Origin of the sequence: Thermopolyspora sp. NPDC052614, from assembly GCF_040678635.1 — a bacterium.
Taxonomy (GTDB): Bacteria; Actinomycetota; Actinomycetes; order Streptosporangiales; family Streptosporangiaceae; genus Thermopolyspora.
The window spans coordinates 101,326-128,045 of record NZ_JBFATZ010000019.1 but is presented as its reverse complement, the minus strand read 5'-3'; the positions used below and the strand labels follow the sequence as shown (position 1 = coordinate 128,045).

Annotated in this window: 25 protein-coding genes, 1 tRNA gene and 1 pseudogene; 10 read left to right on the top strand and 17 right to left on the bottom strand. The window is 70.1% G+C overall.

Features of this window, described 5'->3' with window-relative positions; all coding sequences use genetic code 11:
• Positions 1–184 precede the first annotated feature (184 nt).
• The 3 genes and pseudogenes from ltrA to AB0K60_RS30785 form a co-directional block, all read right to left on the bottom strand.
• A complete protein-coding gene (gene ltrA / locus AB0K60_RS30795) occupies positions 185–1,435 on the bottom strand; it encodes a group II intron reverse transcriptase/maturase (protein WP_364062968.1) in 1,251 nt (416 codons plus the stop codon).
• Positions 1,436–2,376: 941 nt separating this feature from the next.
• Positions 2,377–2,773, bottom strand: a pseudogene (locus AB0K60_RS30790) (transposase); the annotation flags it as partial.
• Between the two features lie 150 nt (positions 2,774–2,923).
• Entirely contained in the window at positions 2,924–3,178 is a 255-nt protein-coding gene (locus AB0K60_RS30785) for a hypothetical protein (protein ID WP_364062965.1), read from the bottom strand.
• A 948-nt stretch (positions 3,179–4,126) separates the two neighbouring features.
• Between AB0K60_RS30785 and AB0K60_RS30780 the strand changes: the two genes are divergently transcribed.
• Positions 4,127–5,443, top strand: a complete 1,317-nt coding sequence (locus tag AB0K60_RS30780) for a helix-turn-helix transcriptional regulator (protein ID WP_364062962.1) — start codon at positions 4,127–4,129, stop codon at positions 5,441–5,443.
• A 14-nt stretch (positions 5,444–5,457) separates the two neighbouring features.
• Here AB0K60_RS30780 and AB0K60_RS30775 read toward each other — a convergent pair whose 3' ends face one another.
• From AB0K60_RS30775 to AB0K60_RS30760, 4 genes are all read right to left on the bottom strand, one after another.
• Positions 5,458–6,045, bottom strand: a complete 588-nt coding sequence (locus AB0K60_RS30775; protein WP_364062959.1) for a helix-turn-helix domain-containing protein — start codon at positions 6,043–6,045, stop codon at positions 5,458–5,460.
• 42 nt (positions 6,046–6,087) lie between these two features.
• Positions 6,088–7,386 carry an MFS transporter gene (locus tag AB0K60_RS30770; protein ID WP_364062956.1) on the bottom strand — a complete coding sequence of 433 codons (1,299 nt, stop codon included), beginning with the start codon at positions 7,384–7,386 and terminating at the stop codon, positions 6,088–6,090.
• 245 nt (positions 7,387–7,631) lie between these two features.
• Positions 7,632–8,729, bottom strand: a complete 1,098-nt coding sequence (locus AB0K60_RS30765; protein ID WP_364062953.1) for a zinc-binding dehydrogenase — start codon at positions 8,727–8,729, stop codon at positions 7,632–7,634.
• A 111-nt stretch (positions 8,730–8,840) separates the two neighbouring features.
• Positions 8,841–9,401: a TetR family transcriptional regulator gene (locus AB0K60_RS30760; RefSeq protein WP_364062950.1), complete on the bottom strand. Its 561-nt coding sequence runs from the start codon at positions 9,399–9,401 to the stop codon at positions 8,841–8,843.
• Between the two features lie 104 nt (positions 9,402–9,505).
• On the opposite strand from AB0K60_RS30760, the gene AB0K60_RS30755 reads away from it, so the two are divergent.
• The 6 genes from AB0K60_RS30755 (at position 9,506) to AB0K60_RS30730 (ending at position 16,804) form a co-directional block, all read left to right on the top strand.
• The gene (locus tag AB0K60_RS30755; RefSeq protein ID WP_364062947.1) at positions 9,506–10,918 is read left to right on the top strand and encodes an FAD-dependent monooxygenase; all 1,413 of its coding nucleotides are present in this window, start codon (positions 9,506–9,508) and stop codon (positions 10,916–10,918) included.
• Positions 10,919–10,994: 76 nt separating this feature from the next.
• Complete coding sequence (locus tag AB0K60_RS30750) at positions 10,995–11,522, top strand: PadR family transcriptional regulator (protein WP_364062944.1); 528 nt, start codon at positions 10,995–10,997, stop codon at positions 11,520–11,522.
• Positions 11,519–12,217 carry an ABC transporter ATP-binding protein gene (locus AB0K60_RS30745; protein WP_364062941.1) on the top strand — a complete coding sequence of 233 codons (699 nt, stop codon included), beginning with the start codon at positions 11,519–11,521 and terminating at the stop codon, positions 12,215–12,217. The genes AB0K60_RS30750 and AB0K60_RS30745 overlap by 4 nt, the downstream gene beginning before the upstream one ends.
• Positions 12,214–14,580 carry an FtsX-like permease family protein gene (locus AB0K60_RS30740; RefSeq protein WP_364062938.1) on the top strand — a complete coding sequence of 789 codons (2,367 nt, stop codon included), beginning with the start codon at positions 12,214–12,216 and terminating at the stop codon, positions 14,578–14,580. Before AB0K60_RS30745 ends, AB0K60_RS30740 begins: the two co-directional genes overlap by 4 nt.
• Positions 14,581–14,649: 69 nt before the next feature.
• Positions 14,650–16,191 (top strand): alpha/beta hydrolase, encoded by a 1,542-nt coding sequence (locus AB0K60_RS30735; protein ID WP_364062935.1) that lies wholly within the window; start codon positions 14,650–14,652, stop codon positions 16,189–16,191.
• A gap of 13 nt (positions 16,192–16,204) precedes the next feature.
• Entirely contained in the window at positions 16,205–16,804 is a 600-nt protein-coding gene (locus tag AB0K60_RS30730) for a GNAT family protein (protein ID WP_364062932.1), read from the top strand.
• Between the two features lie 87 nt (positions 16,805–16,891).
• On the opposite strand, the gene AB0K60_RS30725 is transcribed toward AB0K60_RS30730, so the two are convergent.
• Positions 16,892–17,836, bottom strand: coding sequence for an aldo/keto reductase (locus tag AB0K60_RS30725; protein WP_364062929.1), 945 nt, complete (start codon positions 17,834–17,836; stop codon positions 16,892–16,894).
• A gap of 98 nt (positions 17,837–17,934) precedes the next feature.
• On the opposite strand from AB0K60_RS30725, the gene AB0K60_RS30720 reads away from it, so the two are divergent.
• Positions 17,935–18,546 carry a helix-turn-helix domain-containing protein gene (locus AB0K60_RS30720; protein WP_364062926.1) on the top strand — a complete coding sequence of 204 codons (612 nt, stop codon included), beginning with the start codon at positions 17,935–17,937 and terminating at the stop codon, positions 18,544–18,546.
• A 55-nt stretch (positions 18,547–18,601) separates the two neighbouring features.
• On the opposite strand, the gene AB0K60_RS30715 is transcribed toward AB0K60_RS30720, so the two are convergent.
• The 3 genes from AB0K60_RS30715 to AB0K60_RS30705 are packed head-to-tail and all read right to left on the bottom strand — an operon-like array spanning position 18,602 to position 21,222.
• A complete protein-coding gene (locus AB0K60_RS30715; RefSeq protein ID WP_364062923.1) occupies positions 18,602–19,111 on the bottom strand; it encodes a flavin reductase family protein in 510 nt (169 codons plus the stop codon).
• Positions 19,112–19,121: 10 nt separating this feature from the next.
• The gene (locus AB0K60_RS30710) at positions 19,122–20,438 is read right to left on the bottom strand and encodes a 4-hydroxybenzoate 3-monooxygenase (protein WP_364062920.1); all 1,317 of its coding nucleotides are present in this window, start codon (positions 20,436–20,438) and stop codon (positions 19,122–19,124) included.
• 1 nt (position 20,439) lies between these two features.
• A complete protein-coding gene (locus AB0K60_RS30705) occupies positions 20,440–21,222 on the bottom strand; it encodes a helix-turn-helix transcriptional regulator (protein ID WP_364062917.1) in 783 nt (260 codons plus the stop codon).
• A 101-nt stretch (positions 21,223–21,323) separates the two neighbouring features.
• Here AB0K60_RS30705 and AB0K60_RS30700 point away from each other — a divergent pair, with 101 nt between their 5' ends.
• Positions 21,324–22,361, top strand: a complete 1,038-nt coding sequence (locus AB0K60_RS30700; RefSeq protein ID WP_364062914.1) for an LLM class flavin-dependent oxidoreductase — start codon at positions 21,324–21,326, stop codon at positions 22,359–22,361.
• Between the two features lie 25 nt (positions 22,362–22,386).
• On the top strand, positions 22,387–22,707 hold the full coding sequence (locus AB0K60_RS30695) for a hypothetical protein (protein WP_364062911.1): 321 nt from the start codon (positions 22,387–22,389) through the stop codon (positions 22,705–22,707).
• Between the two features lie 62 nt (positions 22,708–22,769).
• Here AB0K60_RS30695 and AB0K60_RS30690 read toward each other — a convergent pair.
• From AB0K60_RS30690 to glp, 6 genes are all read right to left on the bottom strand, one after another.
• Positions 22,770–22,843 (bottom strand) — tRNA-Ala (locus AB0K60_RS30690).
• Positions 22,844–22,892: 49 nt separating this feature from the next.
• Positions 22,893–23,633 (bottom strand): hypothetical protein, encoded by a 741-nt coding sequence (locus AB0K60_RS30685; RefSeq protein WP_364062908.1) that lies wholly within the window; start codon positions 23,631–23,633, stop codon positions 22,893–22,895.
• Positions 23,634–23,784: 151 nt separating this feature from the next.
• A complete protein-coding gene (locus AB0K60_RS30680) occupies positions 23,785–24,414 on the bottom strand; it encodes a GNAT family protein (protein WP_364062905.1) in 630 nt (209 codons plus the stop codon).
• 7 nt (positions 24,415–24,421) lie between these two features.
• Positions 24,422–24,931, bottom strand: a complete 510-nt coding sequence (locus AB0K60_RS30675) for a MogA/MoaB family molybdenum cofactor biosynthesis protein (RefSeq protein WP_364062902.1) — start codon at positions 24,929–24,931, stop codon at positions 24,422–24,424.
• On the bottom strand, positions 24,928–25,437 hold the full coding sequence (gene moaC / locus AB0K60_RS30670; protein WP_364062899.1) for a cyclic pyranopterin monophosphate synthase MoaC: 510 nt from the start codon (positions 25,435–25,437) through the stop codon (positions 24,928–24,930). Before moaC ends, AB0K60_RS30675 begins: the two co-directional genes overlap by 4 nt.
• A 70-nt stretch (positions 25,438–25,507) precedes the next feature.
• Entirely contained in the window at positions 25,508–26,707 is a 1,200-nt protein-coding gene (glp, locus tag AB0K60_RS30665) for a gephyrin-like molybdotransferase Glp (RefSeq protein ID WP_364062989.1), read from the bottom strand.
• Between the last annotated feature and the right edge of the window lie 13 nt (positions 26,708–26,720).

Here is a 26,720-nt window from a genome sequence, read left to right as displayed (position 1 = left end):
ATGCGCTACCGCCCCGGCGAGGTCATGCGGCGGCTGGTCCAGGCCCGCGACCAGACCTGCCGCTTCCCCACCTGCCGCCGCCCCGCCACCGGCTGGTCGGGTGGCCTGGGGGAGTCTCACCCCCAGGCTCCCACAGATCCCGGCGTGACAGTCTCCCGTCACCGGGCTCTTGATATCTTGGTCGTCAATAGCCGGGCACCCATCTCCAGTGAGCGAATAGCCTTGGGTACTGGCGAATAATGCGTTGCCAGCATGCCTTCGCCTTCTTGTAGGGTGCCAGCCGTCTGTACTTCTTGCGGATCCAGCGCATCAGATACATGTTGATACGCCGCAGGAGAGGACGCAGCGCGGAGCGATAGTATGCCCCGTAGTACTGCGTCCAGCCGCGCACGATCGGGTTTATGATGCGAGCGATTTCCGCGAGCGAATGCCTGATCCGTAGATGTAGTCGCCACCGACGGACCTCCCGACTGATCTTCCTCAGGGCATCCTTGCTGATCGCCGGCAGGAATCCAGTGAAATTGATTCCTTTCCCGTCACGTGCCACACGAGCTTGGAAAGTGAAGCCCAGGAAGGTGAAAGAGGTATGCCGGTACGACCCGCCTCTTCTCCCATCCTTACAGTACACGATCTTGGTCTTTTCGGGATGTAATTGCAACCCGACCTGTTCCATCCGCTCGGCGATGGCCGCTACCACCCTGCGGGCCTCGGCTTCGCTCTTGCAATGCACCACGACGTCATCGACATAGCGTTCGAACTCGATGGCCGGGAATTCCCGGGACATCCACATGTCGAACGCGTAGTGCAGGAACAGATTCGCCAGCACCGGTGATACCGCTGACCCCTGGGGGGTTCCGCGGTCCCGTTTCTGCAAGGTCCCATCGGGCAGTCGCAACGGTGCCTGAAGCCACCGCCTCACATATAGCACCACCCACGGGAGATCGGTGTTGGCCTCCACCGCTTTGACGACGAGGTCCCAGCGGACACGGTCGAAGAACTTCTGGATGTCCAAGTCGATCACCCAGTCGGCCTTCCAGCAGCGCCTGCGGCACGTATCGACCGCGTGCAGCGCGGACACCCCAGGCCGGTAGCCGTAGGAGTCAGAGTGGAAGATCAGCTCGACCTTCTCCTCGATCCTCCGTGCCACCACCGTCTGAGCGATCCGATCTGCCACGGTGGGAACCCCCAGAATCCTGGTTCCCACGCCATGCGATTTTGGTATTTCCACCGCACGCACCGGGGGAGGAAAATAGCTCCCCGAGGACATCCTGTTCCAGATCTTGTAGAGATTGTTCTTCAGATCCTTCTCGAACTCCTCGACCGAGCGGCCGTCCACTCCCGGGGCGCCCTTGTTCGCTTTAACCCTTTCCCACGCCTCCCATACCTCCCGCTTCGAAATTTCAAACGACCTGCCTGACGCTTTCAGCTCGTTCACGCAGCTCCTCCCGGACCTTCCCGGTTGACCAAGCGAACACAGCCACAGATACCCCAGCCCCTTCGCTCCACCCCCACCGTGCCAAGCAGAGGTTTCACCACTACTACGAGCTGGTCCGCCGGCGCATCCACGCAACGGTACTCACTCCCTCACGGTTTCTGCCGCTTGGGATACTCCCTATCGCTGCACCCGATTACAGGCGCAGCAGTAACGGGACACGCCTTCTCACGTTCCATGCGAAAGCCAAGATCAGGATCACGCCGCCTCCATGCCGGACACCGCCTGGCCAATAAGCGGGCACCCACCAGACTTATCCCGGAGGAAGATCGAACCCCCCGGTTTTGATGTCAGTTAATGATCTAACGACACGTCATCAGCGATCTCTTCCGAGACTGCACAACGTCTTCCTGACCTTCATCTGACGTCTCCTACCGACGCCTTTTCCACATCGCTCACCACGACGGTCTTCAGCCAACGCAGCATGTGGTGATTTGAAGCCTCCTCCCGCAAGGCGACTCCGAAGGGCCAAACCTTCATCTTTCGCACAGCACCGCTTCGAGAGACCTCTGTTACCTCACTTACAAGCCCCTCTCTGCGTTCGTGACACACTGATCTGGACCACACCCGCCCCTACGACGAAAAAGGCCCCACCTGCCCGTGCAACCTGGCCGCCCTGTGTCGCCGGCACCATGTCCTGAAGCAGACCGATGGGTGGAAACTCACCCAGCCCAGCCCCGGCACCCTGGTGTGGGAAACCCCTGCCAAACGCACCCACACCGTCCACCCCGACCGCTACCCCCTATGACAAAACGGACTACGACGAGGCGAGCCGCCATGCACCACGGCCAGATCCGCTACCGGCCCACTACCGCCATGCGACGGCTGAACCAGGCCCGGGACCAGACCTGCCGCTTCCCCACCTGCCGCCACCCGGCCACCGCCTGCGACCTGGACAGTTTGGTCACGCCGAGCTGCTCGGCGGGTTTCCGCACCCGCCGGGTCGACACCCCCAGCTAGATATGAGGTCGCCACCACCGAGGCCGGTGCCCGCTCGGCGCGCCGCCGCCGCTCCAGCAGCCACTCGGGGTAGTACGTCCCCTGCCGCAACCTCGGGATCGTCGGCTCGACGGTCCCGGCACAGGTGTCCCACTCCCGCCGCCGGTAGCCGTTACGCGAGTTGACCCGCTGGTCGGACACCTCGCCGTATCCGGCGCCGCAGCGCTGCTCGACCTCGGCGTCCATCATCATCTGCGCCATCCGCACAACCATCTCGCGCAGCACATCCGGCGAGGCCTTGGCCAGTGTCTCGTCGAACCACTCGCCCTCCACGGGCTGAATGAATGTCCATAGCGGCCACTTCTCGTTCTCCTTCTTGCCTTCGACAGCTGTGAAGGATCGCGGAGTGGCCGCCCTCATGTCACATCGATCTTCCCTAGCGGGCATCAAGGTGACGAACGGGTTCAAACCCGTACACCACTCCAGTGGACGCTAACGCATATCTGCGGCCGCGCGCGGGGGATTTGTCGGCGCGTCGTACCATGCGCGGGCGATCACCGGGCTGTAACGGTAGGACGGATAGGGCAACATCGTCGAGTCGAGGACCGCCAACCGGATGCTGCCCGAAGCGCCGTGGGGCATGGTTCGTAGGGCCGCGACGAGGTGGCGCTCTGCGGTGTCGAACGCGTCAGTGACGCCGCACACGCCGTGGCCGTCTCCGCCGTCGGCCTCGTAGACGTACGACAAGGGCCGTAGGGGAGGGGGAGGGCAGGTACCGCCGCTTCGCGGGGAGTAAATGTCGCCGCTTGGCGGAGAGCCGGTGCCGCCCTTGTACCGAGAGTCGGTGTTACCGCTTCGCGGGGAACCGGGATCGCCGCTTTGCGGGCGACCGAGGTCGCCGTTGTGACGAGAGTCGGTGTTACCGCTTTGCGGGGAGTAAATGTCGCCGCTTGGCGGAGAGCCGGTGCCGCCGTTGTGCCGAGAGTCGGTGTTACCGCTTTGGGGGGAACCGGGATCGCCGCTTGGCGGGCGGCCGAGGTCGCTGCTTTGCCGAGGGGCGGTGTCGCCATTTCGCCGGGAGTGGGTGCCGCTGCTCATACCGCCTCCGTCCGAGGGAATCCGCGGATCTCGGGCCGAGGGCGGGCTCGTTCGGCGGCGGACGACGATGCTTCGGCCTGCCGCATACGGGCCTGGAGTCCCACGATGGTCCGGGCCTCGACGCCGGCTTCGCCGGGCAGGGGCCATGTCGGGACCGCGTAGAAGCTCCGTGCCCAGGGGCGGTACATCACCAGCCAGCCCGGCTCGATCATGTCGAGTGCGGCGGCGGACGCCTGCTGGCGCACGTCCCACCGGATGCGGGTCCAGGGCACGTACGGGGACCCCTGCCGATGCCGTCCTCCGCCGCGTCTGCCCTCACGAGCCGCCCTCATCGCCCGCCCCAGGCCACGGAAACGTTTGAAAATCGGACTATTTCCGGAATTAGCGAATAGGGGTCTGCGGCGGCACGGCTGATCATTTGGTCACACCTCGCTTGGGAACAAGGGGTCGTAAGTGGTAACACCAGTCGAATCGGACCCCGCTTGTACCTGTGGTTTGCCTTTGGCAGAGAAATCATGGAACCTGGCGGGGCGTGCCCCTATACATTTGACGTGGGTGAGTAACCGTCCCCGTACAGGCAGGATTTGGTGGTGCCGAATGCCTCGTAAACCCGATCCGGTGAACCCGTGCGCCTCGCCCTGGCATCTGCTGGGCGCCGAGATGCGCTACCAGCGCGACGAGGTGCGCGGGCTTACGCTGCGGCAGGTGGCGAAACTGGCTTGGTGCGACGACGCCGACCTGTCCAAGTGGGAGCGCGGCGTCACCCGTCCCCAACCGGACACGGTGCGACGCCTGGACGAGGTGTACGGGGCAAATGGTCGGCTTATTGCCCTTCACGGCATTGTTGCCGAAGTGGATCGTTTGCGTACGCTGGTGAGAAAAGAGACTTCGGATGAGGTGAACACCACGGAACGCCGACGAATTCTGCAACTCGCCGCCACCAGCGCTGGTTTCAGTGCGCTGGGCTCGACAGGAGAGCCTCTACGTCAGCTTCTCCACATGGATCTGGTCGAGGAGCGCACCGTCGAAGACTGGCATCTCGCTTGCGACGATCAACTGAACACGCTTCATACGCGCCCACCCGCTGAGGCGCGGGATGATCTGCAGAATGACCTTGCCGAGCTGCAACAGCAGTTGCGCAATCTTAAGGACAGTAGCGAGATCCTTGAATTGCGCCGGGTCGTGGCCGCGCTGTCCACCCTCCATGCGAACGTGCTGTCCCGGCTTGGCGAGCACGGCGCGGCGCTGCGCTGGTGGCACACCGCGCGGGCGATGGCGGACGAAACGGGGGATCTGCACCTGCGACTGGGAGTTCGCGCCACTGCGGCGGGCCACATCCTGGGCCACGGCCAACGCGACCCGCTGACCGTTCTGCGCCTCACCGAGCAGGCGCGGCACATCGCCGGTGACGCACGATCCCTCGGGACGGCCTTCGTTCTGTGTTCACAGGCCAAAGCGCTTGCCTCGGCAGGCAGGCACGCCGAGGCCCGGTCAACCCTGCGGACCTGCCATGACGTCATGGAGTCGGAGCCACCGGCCACGAGCATCATGCCGTACGTGTGGCGCATGCGCGGGGGTCAGTTGGAGTACGCCGAGCTATGGGTGAGCGCGGAGGCCGGGGACGAGAGCGCGGCGGCAGACGCGTGCGAACGTGTTCTGTCGGTCGTCAGGGACTATCAGTACCATGCCATGGCGCATCTGCAGACCGCCCTGTGCACGGTGATATGCGGAGGTGTGGACGAGGGTCTGCGGCGTGCCTCCGCCACGATCGATGACCTGCCTCCGCGGTATCGCACTCACCAGATCAACGAGATCGGCCGGAGGATCCTCCATGCGGTGCCGCTCGATCAACGTGCTCGCCCTGCGGTCGGCGAGTTTCGCGAGATGCTGACGTTAAGTCCCGGACCTGTGTGAGCGCCTGAACAGGCTCAGGCGGAGGGAGAGTCGGCGAGGCCGTTAAGGGCGGCTGCGATGGTGGTCTGTTCTACGCGCTTCAGCGGTTCACCGGCGTCCATCGCGGTGACGGCGGCGTTGATCAGGCCCTGGAGGAGGGCGGCGGCCAGGGCTGGGTGGGGGTGGCCGAGTTCGGTGAACAGGGGGGCCGCGCTGGGGACCAGTTCGCGGTGGAGGGTCATGATGCGGCGCTGGGTCTCGGCCGGGAGGGGGGCGCTGGCCAGGGCGTGGGCGAGGCGGTAGCGGCGTTTGCGGGCGGCGCGGAGTTGGGTGCGGATGAAAGCGGCGATGCGGTCGCGTGGGGTGGTGGCTCGGCGTAGGGCCTTGTCGATGTCGGCGGCGACGAGGGGGAGCTCGGCCTCGCATAGGGCGATGACCACCTCGTCCTTGGTGCGGAAGTACGAGTAGACGGTTGGGCGGGCGAGGCCGGTGCGCTTGGCGAGTGCGTCGAAGGTCAGCGCGGGATAGCCTCGGTCGAGAAGCAGTTCTCGGGCGGCGGCGAGCAGCGCGCCGTGCTGCTGGGCGCGGTGCTCGGCCACTGTAGCCGCGTTGATCTTCGGCATGGAATCATGCTAATCCGGCCATGGCCGGATCCAGCGGGTTCGTTATGCGGTCTGGCCGTCCTTGACGACCCTGAGCGGTGGTGCCGTGGCCGCATGGGTACGGGTGCCGAGGTGCAGCAGCAGGGCGGCGGCGGCGCAGAGGCAGGCTCCCAGGTAGAACGGCAGGCCGAGGTTGATGTCGAACACGACGCCTGCGGCGATGGGGCCGGTCGCGCGGGCGGCGGCCGAGGCGGACTGGCCCACGCCGAAGGAGCCGCCGAGCGCCGAGGCGCCCAGTTCGGCGATGAGCGCGGCCGTCGTCGTGGTCATCAGTCCCTGGCCGGCGGCCAGGGCGACCAGGCCGGCGTAGTTCAGCCATGCCACGCCCAGCGGCAGCACCGCGAGTCCGAGGCCCACCATCAGGGTGCCCGCCACGGCGACGCGGCGGTCGCCGTACCGGGCGGACACCTTGCCCACGAGCCCGCCCTGCACGATCGCCACCACGACGCCGACCCCCGTGAAGACCAGGCCGAGCCCGGCCGGGCCGAGACCGTAGAGGCGACCGCCGAGCAGCGCGTACGTGGTCTCCATGCCCGCGAAGGCGAACATCGCCGCGAAGATCGCGATGAGCACGGGCCGCAGGGCGCGCACGCGCAGCGCGGTTGCCAGCAGCGCCGGTGAGCTGCCCCTGCGGGTGGGGGTGGGTGCGTCGTGGCCCGGCGCTGCCGGGGTCGCCGGGGTGGTCGGGGTCTTGGGGAACTCGGGGGTCTCGGGGGTCGCTCGGTCGGCGAGTGCCGGTGCCGTGTGCTTGGGCAACAGGACGTGCTTGGGCAGGAGGGCCCAGCCGACGATGAGGTTGGCGAGCGCGATGCCTCCGGCGACGAAGCTCACCCCGGCGAAACCGAGGCCGGACAGGGCGGCCCCGATGGCGGGGCCGAACACGAAGCCCATGCCGATCGAGGCGCCGACGAGGCCGAGCGCGCGGGTGCGTTCCTGCGGCTCGGTGAGGTCCACGACGTACGCCTGCCCCACCGGTATCGCCCCGCCGAACAGCCCGGCGATGAGGCGGGCGGCGAGCAGCGTGACGAGGGATCCGGCGAGTCCGGTCAGGGTGAGTGAGATGGCCGACCCGGCGAGGGCGGCCAGCAGCACCGGTCGCCGGCCGTACCGGTCGGACAGGGCCCCCAGCACCGGCGCGGCCACGAACTGCGCGGCGGCGTACGCCGTGAGCACGCCGCCCACCCACAGGCCGGAGCCGCCGAGCCGCTCGGCGTGGAACGGCAGCAGCGGCAGGATGATGCCGAACCCGAGCATGTCGACGAAGACCGACAGGTAGATCACGGGCAACGCTCTTCGCCGCACGGGCGATCGCCTCTTCTCGGTGGGGCTTACGGGCAGAAGCGCCGCCATCATACCGACAACATGTCGATAAAAAAGCGTGCCGATCCGCGGTTCGCGTTCCCCCACCAGGTCCCACGTACCGACCCCGAAGGGTCGGTGGAGGCCGCGGCGCGGATCGGCACGTTCGTCCGCGTCTACCCGCAGAGGTCCGGTTCACACTCCTCGGATGCGGTTCACCGGTCGCGGCGCCAGGGGTGGCACGAGGTTCATCGGGGGACGATGAGGGCCTTCACCACACGCTGGGCGGCCACGTCCTCCAGGGCGGACTGGGCCTCGGTCAGCGCGTACTCGCGGCTGATCAAATCCGCCCAGGGGAACTGGCGTCCGTAGCGGGCCATGACGCGGACCGAGCGGTGGACGTGACCGGCGTCGCTCCCCCAGCAGCCGCGCACCTCCAGGTGCTTCTGGTTGAGGTCGAGGTGGGGGTTGAAGGTGGCGTCGCCCGCGTTGGTGTACTGGCCGACGACCACGTAACGGCCCGCGTCGCGGGTGAGGCGCATGCCCTCGGGTACGGCGGCGGCCACTCCGGTGGCCTCGATGGTGACGTCGGCGCCGCGTCCGCCGGTGGCGTCGCGGACGATGGCGAGGCGCTCGGCGGGGGTGGTGGTGGCGATGTCGATGACCGCGTCGGCGCCGAAGCGGGTCGCGGCGGCCAGCCGGACCTCGGGGCCGCCGATGACGATCACGGTCCCGGCGCCCCGCAGCTGGGCGAGCACGGCGGCGCAGAGGCCCACCGGGCCCGCGCCCTGCACGACGACGGTGTCGCCGAAGGCGATCTCGCCGAGGGTCACCGCGTGCAGGGCCGTCGGCATGCCGCATCCGCCGGCGAGGAAGGAGCGCCAGTCGAGTTCCCTTGGCAGCGCGACCACGTGTACGCCGGGGCGCAGGTAGATGTGCTCGGCCCAGCCGCCGAGCAGGCCGTCGTCGGCCGACAGCGTCACGCCGTACACCTTGCGGGACGGGCAGCGGGTGGTGGCGTGGGCGACCGTGCAGTGCCAGCACCGGCCGCACGTGCCGTACACATCCAGAAATGTCACCACCTGGCCGACGGACAGCGGGGTCCCGGCCACGTCTCTCGGCGGCTCGCCGGGGCCGATCTCCGCGATCCGGCCGACGCTCACGTGACCCGGAATGATCGGGTACGGCACGCCCGCGAGCTGACCTTTCCACAGGTGCACGTCGGTGCCGCACACCTCGCTGCCCAGCGTCTCCAGCAGAATGCCCCCGGGCTCGATCCGGGGCCGCTCGAAGGTCCGCGTCTCCAGCGGCGCGCCGGGTGCGGGCATCACGACCGCGGTGACCATGCCGATGTCCCCTCCTGCCTGGTGTGTCCCCTCATGCCGGGCGCGGGTGCACCGCCTCCGGCCGCGATCGTACTTCAGGGCCGACGGGAGGGATGTGCGGCGCGGTGAGCCCTATCGGGGGCCGGTCAGGTAACGCTGCAGGGTGGGGCCGAGCCAGGCGACGACCGCGTCCTTGTCCATGGCCGCGACCGGGGGCAGGCGCAGGACGTAGCGGGTCAGGGCCAGGCCGAGGACCTGCGAGGCGACGAGGCCGGAGCGGGTGACGGGGTCGTCGGGGGCGATCGCCTGTACGGCCGGGCCCAACTGAGCGGCGAAGATCTCCCGGATGCGGTCGGCGGCGGCCGGGTGGGTGACGGCGGCGCGCAGCAGCGCGAGGAGGGTCTCGTCGCCGTCCCAGCGGGTGATCATGTGAGCCGCTATGCGCGCGCCCAGCTCGTCGTGGGGGACCTGCGAGAGGTCGGGGAGGCGCAGGTCGAACTCGGCCGCGGCGGCGAAGAGGCTCTCCTTGTTGCCGAAGTACCGCATGACCATGGCGGGGTCGATGCCCGCGTCGGCGGCGATCGCCCGGATGGTGGCGCGGTCGTAGCCGTCGGCGGCGAAGCGTTCGCGGGCGGCGGCGCGGATCGCGGCCTTGGTGTCGCCGGAGCGGCGGCGCTTGCTCGTCGAAGTCATGTCAACGAGTGTAGGCCAACGCGTGTTGACTTTTCTTCCTCGGCGGTGCTTCACTTAAGTCAACGGCCGTTGGCCAACAATCGTTGACTCCCGAGGAGGCGACAATGCCCGAGGTGATCGTGGTGGGCGCGGGCCCCACCGGGCTTCTGCTCGCGGGCGATCTCGCGACCGCCGGCGTCTCCGTCACGGTGCTGGAGCGCCGCGACGACCACATCTCCAACCTCTCACGCGCCTTCGGCGTGCACGCCAGGACGCTGGAGCTGCTGGACGCCCGCGGCCTGGCCGACCGGCTCGTCGCCACGGGCACCGCGCTCGGCGAGCTGCGGCTGTTCGACCGGGCGACCGTCCACCTCGGCCGGCTGCCCAGCCGCTTCCCGTACCTGCTGATCACGCCCCAGTACAACGTGGAGACCCCGCTGCTGGAGCGCGCGCTCAAGGCGGGCGCCGAGATCGTGCACAACGCCAAGGTCACGGGCCTGCTCCAGGACGCCACCGGCGTCACGGTCAGCACCGAGGGCGGCTCCTACCGCGCGGCCTACGTCGTCGGCGCGGACGGCTTCCACAGCTCGGTACGGCACGCCCTCGGCCTTCCGTTCCCCGGCAGGTCCGTGCTGAAGTCGATCATGCTCGCCGACGTGAAACTGGCCGAGCCGCCCGCGCAGACGCTCACCGTCAACGGGGTCGGCGACGCCTTCGCGTTCATCGCGCCGTTCGGCGACGGCTACCACCGGGTCTTCGCCTGGGATCGCCGCCGTGCCGTACCCGATGACGAGCCGCTCGCCCTGGCGGAGGTCGCGGAGGTCACCCGGCGCGCGCTCGGCACCGACTTCGGCATGGACGAGCCGCGGTGGCTGTCGCGCTTCCACAGCGACGAGCGCCAGGTCCCGGCGTACCGGACGGGCCGGGTGTTCCTGGCCGGGGACGCGGCGCACGTCCACTCCCCCGCCGGCGCCCAGGGCATGAACACCGGGCTGCAGGACGCGGCCAACCTGAGCTGGAAGCTGGCCGCCGTGCTGCGCGGCGCGCCCGACCGCCTGCTCGACACCTACCATGCGGAACGGCACCCGGTCGGACGCACGGTGCTGCGCAGCAGCGGCGCCATCATCCGAGCCGCGATGATCAAGTCCCGCGCGGGCCGGGCGCTCCGCAATCTGGCGGTACGGCTCGCGCTCTCCGTCCCCGCGATCGCCGCGAAGGCGACCGGTCAGCTCACCGGCGTCGGCTACGCCTACCCCGCGCCCCGGGGCGCGCACCGGCTGGTCGGCACCCGCGCCAGGGACACGCGGCTCGGCGACGGCGTCCGCCTGTACGAGGCGTTGCGCGACGGGCGTTTCGTCCTGATCGGCGACGCCGACGTGAGCGGCTGGGAGGACCGCGTCCGGGTCGCGCCGCCCGCCTCCCCCGGCGGCCTCCTGGTGCTCGTCCGCCCCGACGGGTACGTGGCCTGGGCGGGCGCCGACGCCGCCCTGCTTCGCGGCGTTTTGCCTGCTCTGGCGGGGTCGCCCACGCCGCGGTGACCCCTGCGCCGGGCGGGCCCGGCCGGTTTCCGCGAACTATGCACTCGGTGTATAGCCGATGTGTATAGTCACGAATATGTCAGTCGCAACGACCCTGCTGGGCCTGCTGGAGTCGGGCCCTCGCCACGGGTACGACTTGAAGCGCTCTTACGACGAGCAGTTCGGCCACGGCCGCGCGCTGCACTACGGGCAGGTCTACGCGACCCTCGCCCGCCTGCTGAAGAACGGCTTGGTGGAGGTCGAATCCGAGCCCGGCGACGGCCCGGACCGCAAGCGGTACGCGATCACCGCCGCCGGCGTCACGGACGTGGAACGCTGGCTGAGCCGGCCAGAGAAGCCCGAGTCGTACCTGCAGAACACCCTGTACACCAAGGTCGTCCTGGCGCTGCTCACCGGCCGGGACGCCGCCGAGCTGCTGGACGTCCAGCGCACCGAGCACCTGCGGACGATGCGCGAGCTGACCCGGCGCAAGACCGCGGGCGACCTCGCCGACCAGCTCATCTGCGACCACGCGCTGTTCCACCTGGAGGCCGACCTGCGCTGGCTGGAGCTGACCGCGGCCCGCCTCGACCAGATACGCGACCAGCTACGGAGCCGCCCATGATGCCCCAACCGCCCGCGGACGTCCCGCTGCTGGTCGCCGAGAACCTGATCAAGGAGTACGGCGCCACCCGCGCCCTGGACGGCGCGACGCTGCACGTGTACGCCGGTGAGGTGCTGGCGCTGCTCGGGTCGTCCGGCTCGGGCAAGTCCACCCTCCTGCACTGCCTGGCGGGCATCCTCCCCCCGGACTCGGGCCGGGTCTGGTACGCCGGCCACGACCTGGCCACGATGCCGGACACGCGGCGAAGCGAGCTGCGCCGTACCGAGTTCGGGTTCGTGTTCCAGTTCGGGCAGTTGATCCCGGAGCTGAGCTGCCTGGAGAACGTGATGCTGCCGCTCCGGCTGGCCGGCACGCGGCGACGCGAGGCGGCCCGGCGGGCGAGCGACCTGCTGGAACGGCTGGAGGTCGCCGACGTGGCCGACAAGCGGCCCGGCCAGGTGTCCGGCGGGCAGGGCCAGCGGGTGGCGGTGGCCCGCTCGCTCGTCACCCGGCCCCGGGTGATCTTCGCCGACGAGCCGACCGGGGCGCTGGACTCGCTCAACGGCGAGCGGGTGATGCAGTTGTTCGTCGCGGCGGCACGGGAGACCGGCGCGGCGGTGGTGCTCGTCACCCATGAGGCGCGGGTCGCCGCGTACTCGGATCGGGAGGCCGTGGTGCGCGACGGGCGGGTGCGCGAGCAGGAGCGGGTCCGGTGAGCGCGCACGGCGCGCGGCGGCGCGGCTCATCCGCGCGGTGGGCCGGCGACCTGGCGCTGGGGATGCGGCTCAGCGTGACGGGCGGACGACCCGCCTGGTTCCGGCTCGCGTTGATCTCGCTCGGCGTGGCGCTCGGGGTGGCGATGCTGCTCGTCGCCGCGAGCATTCCCGCGGCGGTGGCGGCCCGGGACGGCCGGCTCGCCGCCCGCGACGTGGACTGGTCGCAGGAGCTGGGGCGCGGCGAGGACACCCTGCTCATCAAGCGGGCGGACACCCGGTACCGCGACATCGAGATCTACGGCCGGGTGGTACGCCCCGAGGGGAAGCGGGCCCCGCTGCCGCCCGGGGTGACCCGATGGCCGGGCGCCGGGGAGATGCTGGTCTCGCCCGCGCTGGCCCGACTGCTCGCCGAGGACGGGAGCGCCGGCGAGCGGGCCGGAGCGGGAGCGCGCCTCCGCGACCGGTGGGACGCGCACGTGGCCGGCACGATCGGCGCGGAGGGGCTGACCGGTCCCGGCGAGTACGCCTTCTATCTGGTCAGCGACCGGCTCTCGGCGGACTCCGCCAGCCGGGTGCGGGCCTTCGGCGAGTCGGACGCCGACCAGGGGGTGCCGCCGGCGCTGCTGTTGCTGGGCGCGGTCGCGGTGGTCGCGCTGCTCCTGCCTGTGGCGATCTTCGTGACCACGGCGGTGCGCTTCGGCGGCGAGGCCCGCGACCGGCGGCTCGCCGCGCTGCGGCTGTTCGGCGCGGACACCGCCATGACCCGGCGGATCGCCGCCGGGGAGACCCTGGTCGGGGCGGTGCTGGGGCTGGCCGCCGGCGGGCTGCTCTACCTCGCCCTGCGCCTGCTCGCCGAAGGGACGTCGCTGGTCGACGCGAGTTTCCACCCCGACGACCTGCGGCCGGTCCCGGCCCTCACGGTCCTGATCGTCGTGCTGGTGCCGGTCACGGCGGTGCTGATCACGCTGTCCGCGCTGCGGCGGGTCGCCGTGGAGCCGCTGGGGGTGGTCCGCCTCGGGGGCGAGCACCGGCGGCGGCTCTGGTGGCGGCTGATCCTGCCCGTGGCCGGGCCGGCCCTGCTGTACCCGTTGCGCAACGGGTTCTCCGAGCAGGCGACGGGCTTCGAGGCGCAGGTCATGGCCGGGATGGCGGCCCTGCTGATCGGCGTGGCCCTGCTGCTGCCGTGGGTGGTGGAGGCCGTGGTTCGCCGGTTGCGCGGCGGAAGCGTCGCCTGGGAGCTCGCCGTACGGCGGCTGCAGCTCGACAGCGGAACCGCGGTGCGGGCGGTGTCCGGCATCGCCGTCTCCGTCGCCGGCGCGATCGCGCTCCACGGTCTTTTCGGCGCCGTCCAGGCCCAGTTCACCGTGGAGAACGGCCGCGACACCTCCCGGTTCCAGGCGGTGGTGCTCCCCACCTTCGAGATCGGCCCCGGCCTGGCCGCCGAGCGGAAGCGCTGGGAGAGCGCGTTGCGCGACGCCCCGGGCGTGCGGACCGCCGCGGCCATGATATTGGTGCACGCCGCTCTCCCGGGGTCGGCGGACGAGTCGGACGACGTCGCGCTGCGGGTCGGAAGCTGCGCCGTGCTGCGGCTGGAGGCCCGGATCGGCGACTGCGCCGACGGTGACACGTTCGTCGTCGCCTCGCCGACGGCGCCCGCGCCCCGCCCCGGCACGGCCTACGCCCTCGTCGGGTCCGAGCAGAAGGCGTCCGCGTCGTCGCCGCGGTGGACGCTGCCCGCCGACGCCCGCACCGCCCCGATCCTTCCCGGGTCCCTGCACGCGTCGGAAAGCACGATCCTGGCCACCCCCGGGGCGCTGCGCGGCACCAGGTTCACCCCCGTCACCATCACGTACTATGCCGGGCTTGACCCTGCCGACCCCGACGCCTTCGACCGGCTGCGCAACGCGGTCGGCCGGTTGGATCCGACCGCCCCCGTCCAGTCCATCACTGCGCAATCGTTCGACGGCGTCCTGCTGGGCCTCCGGCAGGGGCTTCTCGCGGGCGCGCTGGCGCTGCTGCTGCTCATCGGCTCCAGCCTGCTGGTCAACGTCGCCGAGCAGCTTCACGAACGACGCCGGCCGCTCGCCGTGCTCATCGCCTCCGGCACCCCGCGCAGCACCCTGAGCGCGTCGATCCTCTACCAGATCGCCATCCCCGTCCTGCTCGGCCTCATCCTGGCCGTCCTGACCGGCACCGCCCTGTCGGGGATCCTCCAGGCGGCCGCGGGCACCCTGGTCCGGTTCGACTGGGTCGGCATCGGCGTCACGTCCGGGGCCGCCGCGCTGGTCGTGCTGCTCACCACCGCGGCCGGTCTGCCGCTGCTGCGGCGGGTCAGCGGGCCGGAGGGGCTGCGCAGCGAGTAGCCGCGCCACGGCCGCGTACGACGAATCCTGTACGGCGCTCTTCATGTTCGGCACTGGAAAGGACACACGTTGAAACGAAAAGCCTGGGCCGCCGCGCTGGTGGCCACCGCTGCGCTCGGCATCACGCCCGCGCCCGCGAACGCGCAGGACGAGCCGCGTCTTGAGACGGCGTCCATCGGCTGGAAGCCGTGTTCGGACGATTCGAAGGACTCGGGAGATCCGGGGGACTTACGGGGTTCGGTAGATCCGGGGGATCCGGGGGATTCGGATGTGGAGTGCGGCACCGTGACGGTGCCGATCGACTGGTCCCGCCCCGGCGGACCGAAGATCGACATCGCGCTCGCCCGGCGCAGGGCGACCGAGCCCGCCTCCCGCATCGGCGCTCTGCTCGTCAACCCGGGTGGCCCGGGAGGCTCGGGCTTCAACGACGTGCGCGCGGGAGGCATGGCCAAGCAATTTCCCGCCGAGGTGCGCCGCCGCTTCGACATCATCGGGTTCGATCCTCGGGGGGTGGGGCGCAGCCACCAGATCCGGTGCCGCCCGCTGACGTTGCGGCCCGAGGACGTGTTCCCCGTCACGACCCGGCAATTCCGTCGCCTTGGCGAGACCATGCGCGCGCACGGCGAGAGCTGCCGGCAGGTGAGCGGCCCGCTGTTCGACTTCGTGGACAGCGCGAGCGTCGCACGGGACATGGACGCGATACGGGAGGGCCTCGGCGAGGACACACTGAATTTCTACGGCAACTCGTACGGCACCCTGCTGGGCCAGCAGTACGCACGGCTGTTCCCGGAGCGGGTGCGCGCCATGGTGCTCGACAGCACCATGGACCACAGCCGGGCCACCACGTGGGATTTCCTGCGCAGTGAGGCGAAAGCCGTACAGGATGGCTTCGATCAGTACGTGGCCTGGTGCCGCCGATCGACCGACTGCGCCCTGCACGGCAAGGACGTCCGCCGCGTCTTCGCCGAACTCCGCGCCAGGGCCGAGCGTGGCACGCTGGTGGATCCGCGTACGTCGGAGCCGAAGACCGCCTTCGATCTGCTCGCCGACGCCCAGTACGCCTTCTTCGGCCCGTATTGGAAGTCGCTGTCGCAGGACCACGCGAAGATGCTGGCGAACAGGCCGAGGACGTCCTCCACCAGCCGCCCCGTGGAGAAGGCCACGCGGGAGGAGACGGTCGAGAATCCGTCCATGCCCATCTTCTGCCAGGACTGGCGGCTGCCGGTGCGCGGCGCCGCCGAGGTCCGCGCGTACCTGCGCGGGCTCGCCCGGGTGGCACCGGACATGAGGCTGCCGGCGCAGGCCTGGGCCGCGACCATATCGTGCGTCGGCTGGCCGACCGCGACCCGCGTTCCCCAGGAGCCGCCGCGGTGGAAGGGAGTCCCGGTTCTGCTGATCAACAGCCGGTACGACCCGGCCACGCCGCACGAGTGGGCGCGCAACGTGGCACGTCAGTCCGGTGCGGCGCTGCTGACCTACGACGGCTGGGGACACGGCGTGTACTCGCTGGGCAGCGCGTGCGCCGCCGCGGCGACCGAGCGGTACCTGCTCAGCCTGCGGACTCCCCCGCCCGGTTCGCGTTGCCCCGCCGTCGAGCCGCGGGCCGAGTGAGGTGGCCGTTTCGATGCGAGGAACCAACGGCATCGCCGTACCGTCGTGGACTGTGCCGATGTTGCCGTTCCCGGACCCTCCGCTCACCGATGCGGTCGTGGCGCTGCGCCGGTGGCGCGGAGCGGATGTGCCGCAGCGGTTCGCCGGCTTCCGCGACCCACTGTGCCTGCGTTACTCCTGGCCGCTGGCCGAGCCCTTCACCGAGGAGCACGTGCTGCGGCGCTTCGCCGGTGAGGAGGAGGCACGCCTCGCCGGCGAGGAGCTCGCCCTCGCCGTGGTCGACGCGACCGATCAGGCCCGCGTCCTCGGCGGCGCGTCTCTCTACGACGTCGACCATGACCAGGAGCGTGCGGCGATCGGCTACTGGCTGGTGGCGCACGCGCGCGGACGCGGGGTCGCCACCCGCGCGCTGCGACTGCTGGCGGGCTGGGCGTTCGACCGTCTCCGGCTGGCCCGCCTTGAGCTGACGTGTGCGCCCGACAACGACGCCTCGCAGCGGGTGGCCGAGCGCTGCGGGTTCGTACGGGAGGGGGTGCTGCGCTCGCACCTGCGGTTCAAGGGCGAGCGCCGCGACTCGGTGCTGTTCAGCCTGCTGCCGGGCGAACTGGTGTGATCGCTCGGCCGCCCGGCGGCGGCAGCGGCGCGAGCAGGAGTGGCCCCTCGCCATGCGCTCCCGGAGCCGCCGCGTCTCACGCGAATCTCATGCGAAGGCGATGTCGCCCGGCTTGGATTCCACGGCGTCCAGCGCGGCCAGGGTGACATCGTCGAGCTCGATCGCTCCGGCGGCGATGTTCGCCGCGAGATGGTCGGCGTCGGCGGTGCCCGGGATGAGCAGCACGTTCGGCGCGTGATGCAGCAGCCAGGCGAGGCCGAGCTGGGCGGGGGTGCGGCCGAGGGCTTGCGCCGCGTCCCGCACCGCGGGCTCGTCGGTCACCTTCGGCAGGCCGGGGAAGGCGCCGCCGAGCGGGAAGAACGGCACCCAGGCGATCCCTTCGGCGACGCAGAGGTCGAGCAGGTCCTCGTCGTCGCGGCTCACCAGGCTGTAGGCGTTCTGCACGCAGGCGATCCCCGCCGGGAGCGCGCGGCGCAGCGTGTCCAGGGTCACGGCGCTCAGCCCGATCGCGCCGATCTTGCCCTCGTCGCGCAGCGCCGTCATCACCGCGAGCTGGTCGTCGACATCGACCGCCTGGTCGCCTTCGGCGCGCAGGCCCGGGCCGGTCTCAAGCCGCCGGAGGTTCACCAGCGGGATCTGCTCCGTGCCGAGGCTGCGCAGGTTGTCCTCCACGCTCGCCCGGAGCTGCTCGGGCCGCTGGGCCGGGCGCAGCGGGATGCGTCCCCCCGGGTTCGGGTCGGCGCCGACCTTGCTCGCGACCAGGACATCGTCCCGGGTGCCGATCACCTCGCGGATGCAGCCGTTGACGAAGCCGTCGCCGTAGAACTGGGCCGTGTCGACGTGATCGGCGCCGAGCTCGACGGCACGGCGCAGCAGCGCGATCGCGGCATCGCGGTCGCCGTGCAGGCGTTCCAGCTGCATCGCGCCGAATCCGACGCGCGAGACGGTACGCCCGGCGAGCAGGCCGGCGCCGCCGGGACGCGGTACGCCGGTGGCCGTGACGTCGGACGATGAGGTGCCGGGTGACATCATGGAATTTCCATCCTCATGAATGTTGGCGAAAAGAACGTTGACAAAAGCGGAGGGCCCTCCGCTAATGCGACTCTAACACTACCGGAGGGACCTCCGCTTTGAGCTCCCTTGAATCAACGCCCGGCACCGCCCGCCCCGGACGGGCCGACGCGCGACGCAACCGCGAAAAGCTCATCGCGGTCGCCCGTGCCGCCTTCGCCACGGCCGACGACACCGTCGCCCTGGAGGCCATCGCCCGCGAGGCCGGCGTGGGGATCGGCACGCTCTACCGCCACTTCCCCACCCGCGAGGCGCTCGTCGAGGCCGTCTACGCGGCCGAACTCGACGACCTCGCCGCCGGCGCCGCCACCCTGCTGGACGAGTACCCGCCCGAGATCGCCATCCGCGCGTGGATGGAGCGCTACGCGTCGTTCGTCGCGACAAAACGCGGAATGGTCGACACGCTCCGCGCCGGCTGGGCCTCCGGACGGATCGCGACGCCGACCACGAGGGAGCGCCTCACCGCCGCGATCGGAACGATCCTCGCGAGTGGGGCGCGCGCCGGTTCACTCCGTTCGGACGTCGAACCCGAGGACGTCATCGCGATGCTCCTCGGCGTCTTCCTGTCGACGACGGCCCTCGACGCCCCACAGCGCACGGGACGACTGCTCAACCTCATCGCCGACGCCCTGCGCCCCGGACCCGAACCCTCGGATCGGCGTGGCGGGTGAGGTCCACGTCGCCTCTGGCCCGCGGCGGCCGCCGCAGGCGCTTGTGGGTCTCCGGTCATGCCGCCTTCGCGCCCGCCGCCAGAGAGCGGAACCGGCTGCCGTGGAAGACCAGCGGCGCCCCATCCGGCTGCGCCCCCAGGCCGAGGACCTCCAAGAGGACCATCACGTGGTCTCCGGCCGGGATCTCGCCGTAAACGCGGCAGTTCAGGACGGCGGTGGCGCCGTGCACGAACACGCTCCCGTCCGAGGTCGCCTCCCAGTCGACGCCGGCGAACCGGTCCCCCTCCTTGGACGACAATCGCAGCGCGACGTCGTCATGCCCTTCGGCCAGCACGCTCAGGCCGACCCGCGTGCGGCCCCGCAGGCGGGGCCAGGTCCGCGAGGTGTTCTGGACGCAGACGGAAACCAGCGGCGGCGCGAGGGAAACCGGCGTGAACGAGGCGATCGCCATTCCTACCGGTTCGTCGCCGTCCATCGCCGCCAGCGCCACCACGCCGGAGGGGAAGCAGCCGAACGCCTGGCGGAGCCGCTTCGGATCCTGGTTGAACACTTCGATCTCGATCATGGTTTGGCGGTCAGATGTCGGATGTGCGGGGCTGCAGGATGGTCTCCAGATTCACTCGTGCGACCCGCTTGCGGAACTCCCCTGCGTAACCGGCGTCACCGGACTCATGCATGGTCTCGGTCATCCACACCGCGGATGCCTGACGCTCCCAGGTGTGGGTCAGACAGGTGTCGGAGTAGCTGTCGAGCAGGCTCGAATCGTCCTTCTCGACGTACTGGATGACCGCCCGGGCGAGCACCTCGGCGTCGTGGAGGGCGAGACTCATCCCTTCCGCGCTCATCGGAGAGATGATGTGCGCCGCGTCCCCGACGAGGTAGAGCCTGCCGTAGCTCATGGGGTCGAAGACGACACCACGAAGCGGTACGACCTGCTTGCTCACGATCGGGCCCTTGACCGCCGGCGGCTCACCGAAACGCAATTCCAGTTCGCTCCAGATGCGCTCGTCCGGCCACTGGTCGATGGTGTCGGTGACCGGGCACTGCAAGTACAGGCGACTCGCGTTCGGGCCACGGGTGATCTGCGCGGCGAAGCCACGGGAGTGCACGGCCATCACGGCCGGCGGATTCGCCGGCACCTCCGCCAGGATGGTGAGCCAGGCGTACCCGAACTCATGGGTGTAACAGTTGAGGACGTCGGCGGGGATTCCGGTCCTGCTGACACCGTGATAGCCGTCGCTGCCTGCGACGAAATCACAGCCGATCGCCTTCGCCGAACCGGCGGCGTCCCGGTAGCGAACCACGGGACGCTCGGTGTCGATGCCCTCCAGACAGACATCCTCGGATTCGAAGCGGAGGTCGCCGCCGTCCCGCAGGAATATCTTGATGAGGTTCCGTACGAGGACCTGCTGCGGGCAGAAGACGGCGTCCAGATCGTCCGCGTTGCTCTCGTCCATCTTCCACTGCCGCTTCTCCCCGTCGATGATCAGCGGCATGTTCGCATCGGAAGAGCCGTGATCGACCTCTTCTATCGCCTCTCCGAGCCCCCACTCGCGCAACATGCGCACCCCCCGGGCATCGAGGGACCCGGCCCTGTGCCGATTCTCGACATATTCGCGGCTGCGCTTCTCCAGAATCACGCAGTCGATTCCGCTGCGCAGCAGGAAGTTGCCGAGCGCGAGCCCGGCAACCCCGCCGCCCACGATGACCACGGTGGTGCTCTCCTCTGCCTGGTTCATCCGCTTTCGTCCTCCTTCAGGAGTTGTGGTGGTCGACAGCCCGAACGGCACGAGCGCCGTCGACCACCACCGTGGCCCCGCCGACCGACTGCCGACAACCGCTACACGGACAGGCAATAACGAAAACCCGCCAACCTGGGCGGGCTCAGACACGCTACGAAGCGTGATGATGCAGGTCGGCCTGGTATCGGCCCGGGGTCTGGCCGACGACCGCGGTGAACGCCTCGATGAAGGTCGACGGATTGGACCACCCGCAGGCGATCGCGGTGTCGGTGACCGACTGGCCGTCGGTGAGGTGGACCAAGGCGTGGTGGATGCGCAGGATCGTGCGCCAGCGCTGGAAACTCATCCCCAGATCGGTCTGAAACAGACGGCTCAGCGTGCGCTCACTCGCTCCCGCGGCACGCCCCAGCTCGGCAAGGGTCGTGTTCTGGCCGGGATCGGCCCGCAGCAGGTCGGTGACGACACGCAGCCGGTCATCACGCGGCTCAGGCAGATGCAGGGACTGCTCGGGCGTCTCGACGAGCTCGTCGATGACCACGGCACGCAGCCGGTTCTCGGCGTCGAGAGATCTCCAGTTCCGGCCGGTCAGCGCCAGCAGCGCCTCGCGCAACAGCGGACTCACCGCGAACACGCTGGGGTGCGCCGCGAGGTCGCCGCACTCGTGGGCCGGAATGGTCAGGAGCCGGGCATCGGTGTTGCCGTAGAAGCGATGGGAATGCTCGAACCCCGGCGGCGTCCAGGTGACCCGGTGGGCAGGCGCCACCCATGTCCCGCGCTCGGTCGTGGTGGCCAAGATGCCGGACGCCGCGTACACCAGCTGACCGTCGACATGGGAGTGGGTCTCAAGACGGAAGCCGTGCGGAAGCCAGGCCCGACCGCGAGGCGCTTCCTCCGGCTCGCCGACATCGAGGGAAGGTTGGCGGATTTCCTGCATCAGGCGTCAGTTTACCGGTGGTACGGCACCTGCACCAAGGCCGAGACTCTCCCCGTGAGCAGAAAGGCACCGATCACGCCTGCACGAGAGGAAAAGATCCAATGAAGCTCAGTCTGCTGGACCTGGGTGACCGCTTGACCGATCCGATCACCGGGGTATGCCCCACCCCGGCCGAACGCCACCGCGCGATCGTCGAGGCGTCCGCGGTGGCCGACGAGGCCGGATTCCACGGTGTGCACATCGGCGAGCATCACGGCCTTGAGTACATCTACTCGGCGCCACCGGTGATCCTCGCGGCGATCGCCGAGCGGACCACGAACCTCCGCCTCTCGACGGGCGTCACCCTCGCCGCGAACCTCGACCCGGTCCGCGTCGCGGAGGACTACGCCACGGTCGACGTACTCTCCGGTGGCCGCTGCGAGGTCGTCGTGGGCCGCGGCCACTTCTTCGTCGCGACCTACGCCCTGTTCGGCCAGCGCGTCGAGGACTCCCACGAGTTGTTCAACGACGCGATCGAACTGCTCCTCCAGCTGTGGAGCGGCGAAACCGTGAACTGGCCGGGCTCCCGGCACCGCGCACCGATCGAGGGGTTCACCCTGCAGCCCCCGCCGGTCGACGGGATACCGCTGTGGGTGGGCGGCGGCGCCTCGGAGACGACCGTCGACCTGACCGCCCGGCTCGGCTTGGACCTGCTGCTGCCCAGCGTGTTCGGCGATCCCGAGAAGCTCAAGCCGGTGGTCGAGACCTACCGCGAGAAGTTCGCCTCGTACGGCCACGCCCGCGAGCCACGTGTCGGCGCCGCCTGGCACGTCAACGTCGGCAAGACCAGCCAGGGCGCCCGCGCCCGCTGGGAACCGCGTTACCGCGAGTACTTCGACCTCATGATGCAGCGGGGCAACCGAGCCGCCCCCGCCCCGACGCCGTTCTACGACACCCCCCTCGACTTCGACCACGTGACCACACACGGACCGGCCATCGTCGGCAGCCCGGACGAGGTCGCCGACCGGCTGAACCGCGCCGCCGCGATGCTCACCGCCGACACCAACCTCATCTCCCTCAACATGGGCGGCTGCCCCACGGAAGAGTTCATCGACATGGTCGAGCTCATCGGCGCGCAGGTCATCCCGCAACTGGACTGACACCGCATCTGAGAAAGGTACGTGCATGTACGTCCAAGTGACGGGAACCGCCGAAAGGCCCGAGGTGAGCGTCGAGGAGGCTGACGACTGCACTCGCCTGCACGTCTCCGCGGGACCACTGGACGAGGCGACGGTGGGCACCATGCTCATCCGTACGGGACTCGGCCGCCCGCGCGGACCGGGCCACGTCTGGCTCGACATCGCCGCGCTCCGCTCGCGAATCCGCAGCCACGCCCCCGACTGGCCCCAGCGATTCGCCGCGATGATCGCCCACGCCGGGCGCAACGGCTGGCTGGACGCCAGCGGCAAGCTGGTCGCCGCGCACATCGCCGGCAACGAGCGATGAAGTCTCTGCGGAAGCGGCGAGGCCGCCTCACCGGTTAGGGTGAAACGGCCTCTGACATGCGGTGGAGCTAAGGGGATTTGAACCCCTGACCCCCTCGATGCGAACGAGGTGCGCTACCGGACTGCGCTATAGCCCCTAGGACTCGACCAGGTTAGCAAACTTTGGGAGCAGTCTGCGCCAGGGTTTCAGTCGCCGACGGCGCGGCGTGGCGGATCGGCGTACTGGTCGAAGACCTCGACGCGGCGGGAGGCGTCGAATTCGAGGATTTCGGCGGCGGTCTGTTGGGCGGCGAGGGCCCGGGCCCGTTCGCGGGCGCGGCGGCGGGCGCGTTCCGCGCGGGCTCGGGCGGCGTGGGCGCGGCGTTCGGCGTCGATGCGTACGGCGATGCGGAGCATGACGAGGTAGCCGAGGAGGAGGAAGACGGAGGGGAGTACGCCCAGCCAGGAGACGACGCCGGTGGCGGCGGTGATGGCGGAGGCGATGACGAGGAGGATGGACCAGAGCATGCGACGGCGGCGCCGGGCGATGAGGCGGGCGCGGCGGCGGGCGGCGGCGCGGCGGCGGGCGGTCCGGGAGGTCGGGCTCGGGGGTGCGGAAGGAGGGGTGACGGAGGCGTCGGGGTCGTCGGCGACGGCGGCGGTGGCTCCCTGGGGGGAGGCGGTGCCGGTCGGGGCGGCGGAGGCCTCGGACATGGGGGTGGGAGTGGGCTCGGAGAGGGTGTCGGACCCAGGGTCGGACCCGGGGTCGGACGCAGGATCGGACACAGGGTCGGGTCCGGCCTCGGATCCTGCCTCGGAGGCGGTGTCGTCGGTGCTGAAGGCGGGGACGAGTTCGGCGTCGTCATTGCGGTCCCGGCGCAGCCACATGGGCACCAGGACGCACAGCCACATCAGGACAATGGCGAGATAGAGGAATACGCTACCCATGAGGCCACCTCCGGGCAGCGTGAACACATCTGGGGACCTTTGCCGTTGCCGATGTGCTCACGTCACGCACCGTAAGACCGCGTGTCACTGGTTGACGAGTATTCGATGCGGTGTGTCGCGAGATCGTCAAACCTGTTCACGTGATGGCCATCTAAGAGCCGTCGCGTGCCGTCGCCTCCCGGCTGCGCCGCCATTGCGCCAAGAGCCCGTGCGGGACGTCCTCCAGCGTCAGCGCGTAGCAGACGTGGTCCCGCCAGGCTCCGTCGATGTGCAGCTGACGTCGGCGTACGCCCTCCTCACGGAATCCGAGCTTCTCCACCACCCTACGGCTGGCCTGATTCTCCGGCCGGATGTTGGCCTCCAGGCGATGTAGTCCGGTGGTAAAGAAACAGTGGTCCACGGCCATGGCCAGGGCGGTCGGGGTGATGCCGCGGCCGGCGAGCGCCGAGTCCACCCAGTAGCCGACCTGGGCGGAGCGCGCCGCTCCCCAGGTGATCGCGCCGATGGTCAACTGCCCGGCGAAGCGTCCTTCGTACGTCATCACCCAGGGCATCGCGAGCCCCTGCCGCGACTCGCGGCGCAGCGTGCCGACCATCGAGATGTACGGCCCCAGGCCGGTGCGGTAGAGCGGCGTCTCGGGGTTGGTGGGCTCCCAGGGGCGCAGCCAGTCGGCGTTGCGCAGCCGCGTCTCGCGCCAGACGCGCACGTCTCGCAGGCGCAGTGGCCGTAGGCCGACCGGCCCTTCCGTCAGGGTCACCGGCCAGCCGCGAAGTCGATCCACTTGTCAATCATCCCTTGTGTGACCGGTGATCCGCTACGCCGGGCCGAGGGTGGTCGCCGCCGTGGATCTGGTCGATCGCGTGGCGCAGGATGGGCGCGAGTACGGCCATGCCGTCCCGGACCCCGCCGGACGATCCGGGCAGATTCACGATGAGCGTGCGGCCCGCCACGCCGGCCAGGCCGCGCGACAGGATGGACGTGGGGACCTTCTCCCGGTTCACCTGGCGGATCGCCTCAGCGATGCCGGGGATCTCGCGGTCGATGACGCGCCGGGTCATCTCGGGGGTGAGGTCGGTCGGGGTGAGGCCGGTGCCGCCGGTGGTGACGATCGCGTCGTATCCGGCGGCGATGCCGTCGCGCAGGGCCTTCTCGACCGGGTCGCCGTCGGGGACGACCTGTGGGCCGTCCACGTCCTCGCAGCCGGCCTCCTGCAGCAGCGCCGCCAGCAGTTGCCCCGATTTATCGGGATAAATCCCGGCGGCTGCGCGGTTTGAGGCCGTGATGACCAGCACCCTCACGACGACGCCCCCGCCCTACCGCCGCGCTCGGCGGCGTCCGCACGCGTCCACACGCCGGTCTTGCCCCCGGTCTTCTCCTCCACCCGCACGTCCGTGATCACGGCCCCCGGGTCCACGGCCTTGATCATGTCGATCAGCGCCAGCCCGGCCACCGACACCGCCGTCAGCGCCTCCATCTCCACGCCCGTGCGGTCGGCCGTCTTCACCCGGGCGGCGATCTCCACGCCCTCGTCCACGACCTCCAACTCGATCTTGACCCCGTGCAACGCGATCGGATGACACAACGGGATCAGGTCGGGCGTGCGCTTGGCCCCCTGGATGCCGGCGATGCGCGCCACCCCCAGCGCGTCGCCCTTCGGCACCTCCCCGGCCCGCAGCACCGCCACGGCCTCCGGCGACAGCAGCACCCGGCCGGTCGCGCGAGCCGTACGGACGCTGACGTCCTTGGCCGACACGTCGACCATGCGGGCCGCACCGGTCTCGTCGATATGGGTCAACCGGCTCACATCGCCCTCCTGACGGGCCTTCTCCAGGCAACCGCTTGCCGTACGAACTCCTCCAGATCGTACGTCCAGCTCACAACGGGATGACCCGCACGGTCGAGCCGGCGGGGACCTCGGTGACGTCCTCGGGGACCACGATCAGCGCGTCGGCGGCGGCGAGCGCGCCGAGCTGGTGCGAGCCCTGCCCGTGCACCGGCGAGACGACGCCCGCGGGCGACAGCACCCCGCGCAGATACGACGTTTTGCCCTTGGGCGAGCGCAACGCCCGGTCCGTGGTGGCCTCCACCGTTTCGGGCGGTCCGGACGGCAGGCCGCGCATCTTCATCAGGGCGGGCCGTACGAAAATGATGAAGGACACGAACGACGACACGGGGTTGCCCGGCAGGCAGAAGATCGGGACCTTGTCCTCCCCGACGACGCCGAAGCCCTGCGGCATGCCGGGTTGCATGGCGACCTTCTCGAAGCGCACCGTGCCGATCGGCGTCAGCGCCTCCTTGACCGGCTCGTACGCGCCCATCGACACCCCACCGCTGGTGATCACGACGTCCGCCCGCACGAGCTGGGCCTCCAGCCGCTCCAGGAACTCGGCCGGATCGTCGGTCACCGCCTCGGCGCGGAACGCCTCGGCGCCCGCCTCACGGACCGCGCCCACCAGCATGTAGCTGTTGGACTCGTAGATCTTGCCCGGCGTGAGCGGCGACCCCGGCGGCACCAGCTCCGACCCGGTGGACATCACGACCACCCGCGGACGCGGCACCACCCGCACCCGCCGACGCCCCACCCCGGCGAGGATGCCGAGCTGCGCGGGCCCGATCCGCGTCCCGGCGGGCACGACCACCTGGCCGGGGCGCACGTCCTCCCCCGACCGCCGGATCGCGTAGCCCACCTCGGGCGCGCGGCGGATCTCCACCCGCACCTTGCCGCCGTCGGTCCACTCCACCGGCACGACCGCGTCGGCCCCGCCGGGCATCGGGGCCCCGGTCATGATCCGGGCGGTCATGCCGCGGCCCACCGCGTACGTGGCACCGTCCCCGGCCGCCACGTCGTCCATCACCGGCAGCGTGACCGGCCGTGCCTCGGACGCGCCGGCGACGTCCTGCGTCCGTACGGCATAGCCGTCCATGGCCGAGTTGTCGAACGGCGGCAGCGCCACCGGCGAGGCGACGTTCTCGGCGAGGGTGGTGCCGAGCGCCTGGTCGAGATCGAGCTCCAGCGGAGCGGGGGCGCGCACGGTGGAGAGGATCTCGGCCAGGTGCCGGTCGACGGATTTCAGCATGACGTCATGG

Excerpts from the sequence above, each read along its gene's own strand:
- AB0K60_RS30780 (WP_364062962.1), top strand. The coding sequence starts at position 4,127 with ATGCCTCGTAAACCCGATCCGGTGAACCCGTGCGCCTCGCCCTGGCAT.
- AB0K60_RS30775 (WP_364062959.1), bottom strand. The coding sequence starts at position 6,045 with ATGCCGAAGATCAACGCGGCTACAGTGGCCGAGCACCGCGCCCAGCAG.
- AB0K60_RS30765 (WP_364062953.1), bottom strand. The coding sequence starts at position 8,729 with ATGGTCACCGCGGTCGTGATGCCCGCACCCGGCGCGCCGCTGGAGACG.
- AB0K60_RS30760 (WP_364062950.1), bottom strand. The coding sequence starts at position 9,401 with ATGACTTCGACGAGCAAGCGCCGCCGCTCCGGCGACACCAAGGCCGCG.
- AB0K60_RS30755 (WP_364062947.1), top strand. The coding sequence starts at position 9,506 with ATGCCCGAGGTGATCGTGGTGGGCGCGGGCCCCACCGGGCTTCTGCTC.
- AB0K60_RS30750 (WP_364062944.1), top strand. The coding sequence starts at position 10,995 with ATGTCAGTCGCAACGACCCTGCTGGGCCTGCTGGAGTCGGGCCCTCGC.
- AB0K60_RS30745 (WP_364062941.1), top strand. The coding sequence starts at position 11,519 with ATGATGCCCCAACCGCCCGCGGACGTCCCGCTGCTGGTCGCCGAGAAC.
- AB0K60_RS30730 (WP_364062932.1), top strand. The coding sequence starts at position 16,205 with ATGCGAGGAACCAACGGCATCGCCGTACCGTCGTGGACTGTGCCGATG.
- AB0K60_RS30725 (WP_364062929.1), bottom strand. The coding sequence starts at position 17,836 with ATGATGTCACCCGGCACCTCATCGTCCGACGTCACGGCCACCGGCGTA.
- AB0K60_RS30715 (WP_364062923.1), bottom strand. The coding sequence starts at position 19,111 with ATGATCGAGATCGAAGTGTTCAACCAGGATCCGAAGCGGCTCCGCCAG.
- AB0K60_RS30705 (WP_364062917.1), bottom strand. The coding sequence starts at position 21,222 with ATGCAGGAAATCCGCCAACCTTCCCTCGATGTCGGCGAGCCGGAGGAA.
- AB0K60_RS30700 (WP_364062914.1), top strand. The coding sequence starts at position 21,324 with ATGAAGCTCAGTCTGCTGGACCTGGGTGACCGCTTGACCGATCCGATC.
- AB0K60_RS30695 (WP_364062911.1), top strand. The coding sequence starts at position 22,387 with ATGTACGTCCAAGTGACGGGAACCGCCGAAAGGCCCGAGGTGAGCGTC.
- AB0K60_RS30685 (WP_364062908.1), bottom strand. The coding sequence starts at position 23,633 with ATGGGTAGCGTATTCCTCTATCTCGCCATTGTCCTGATGTGGCTGTGC.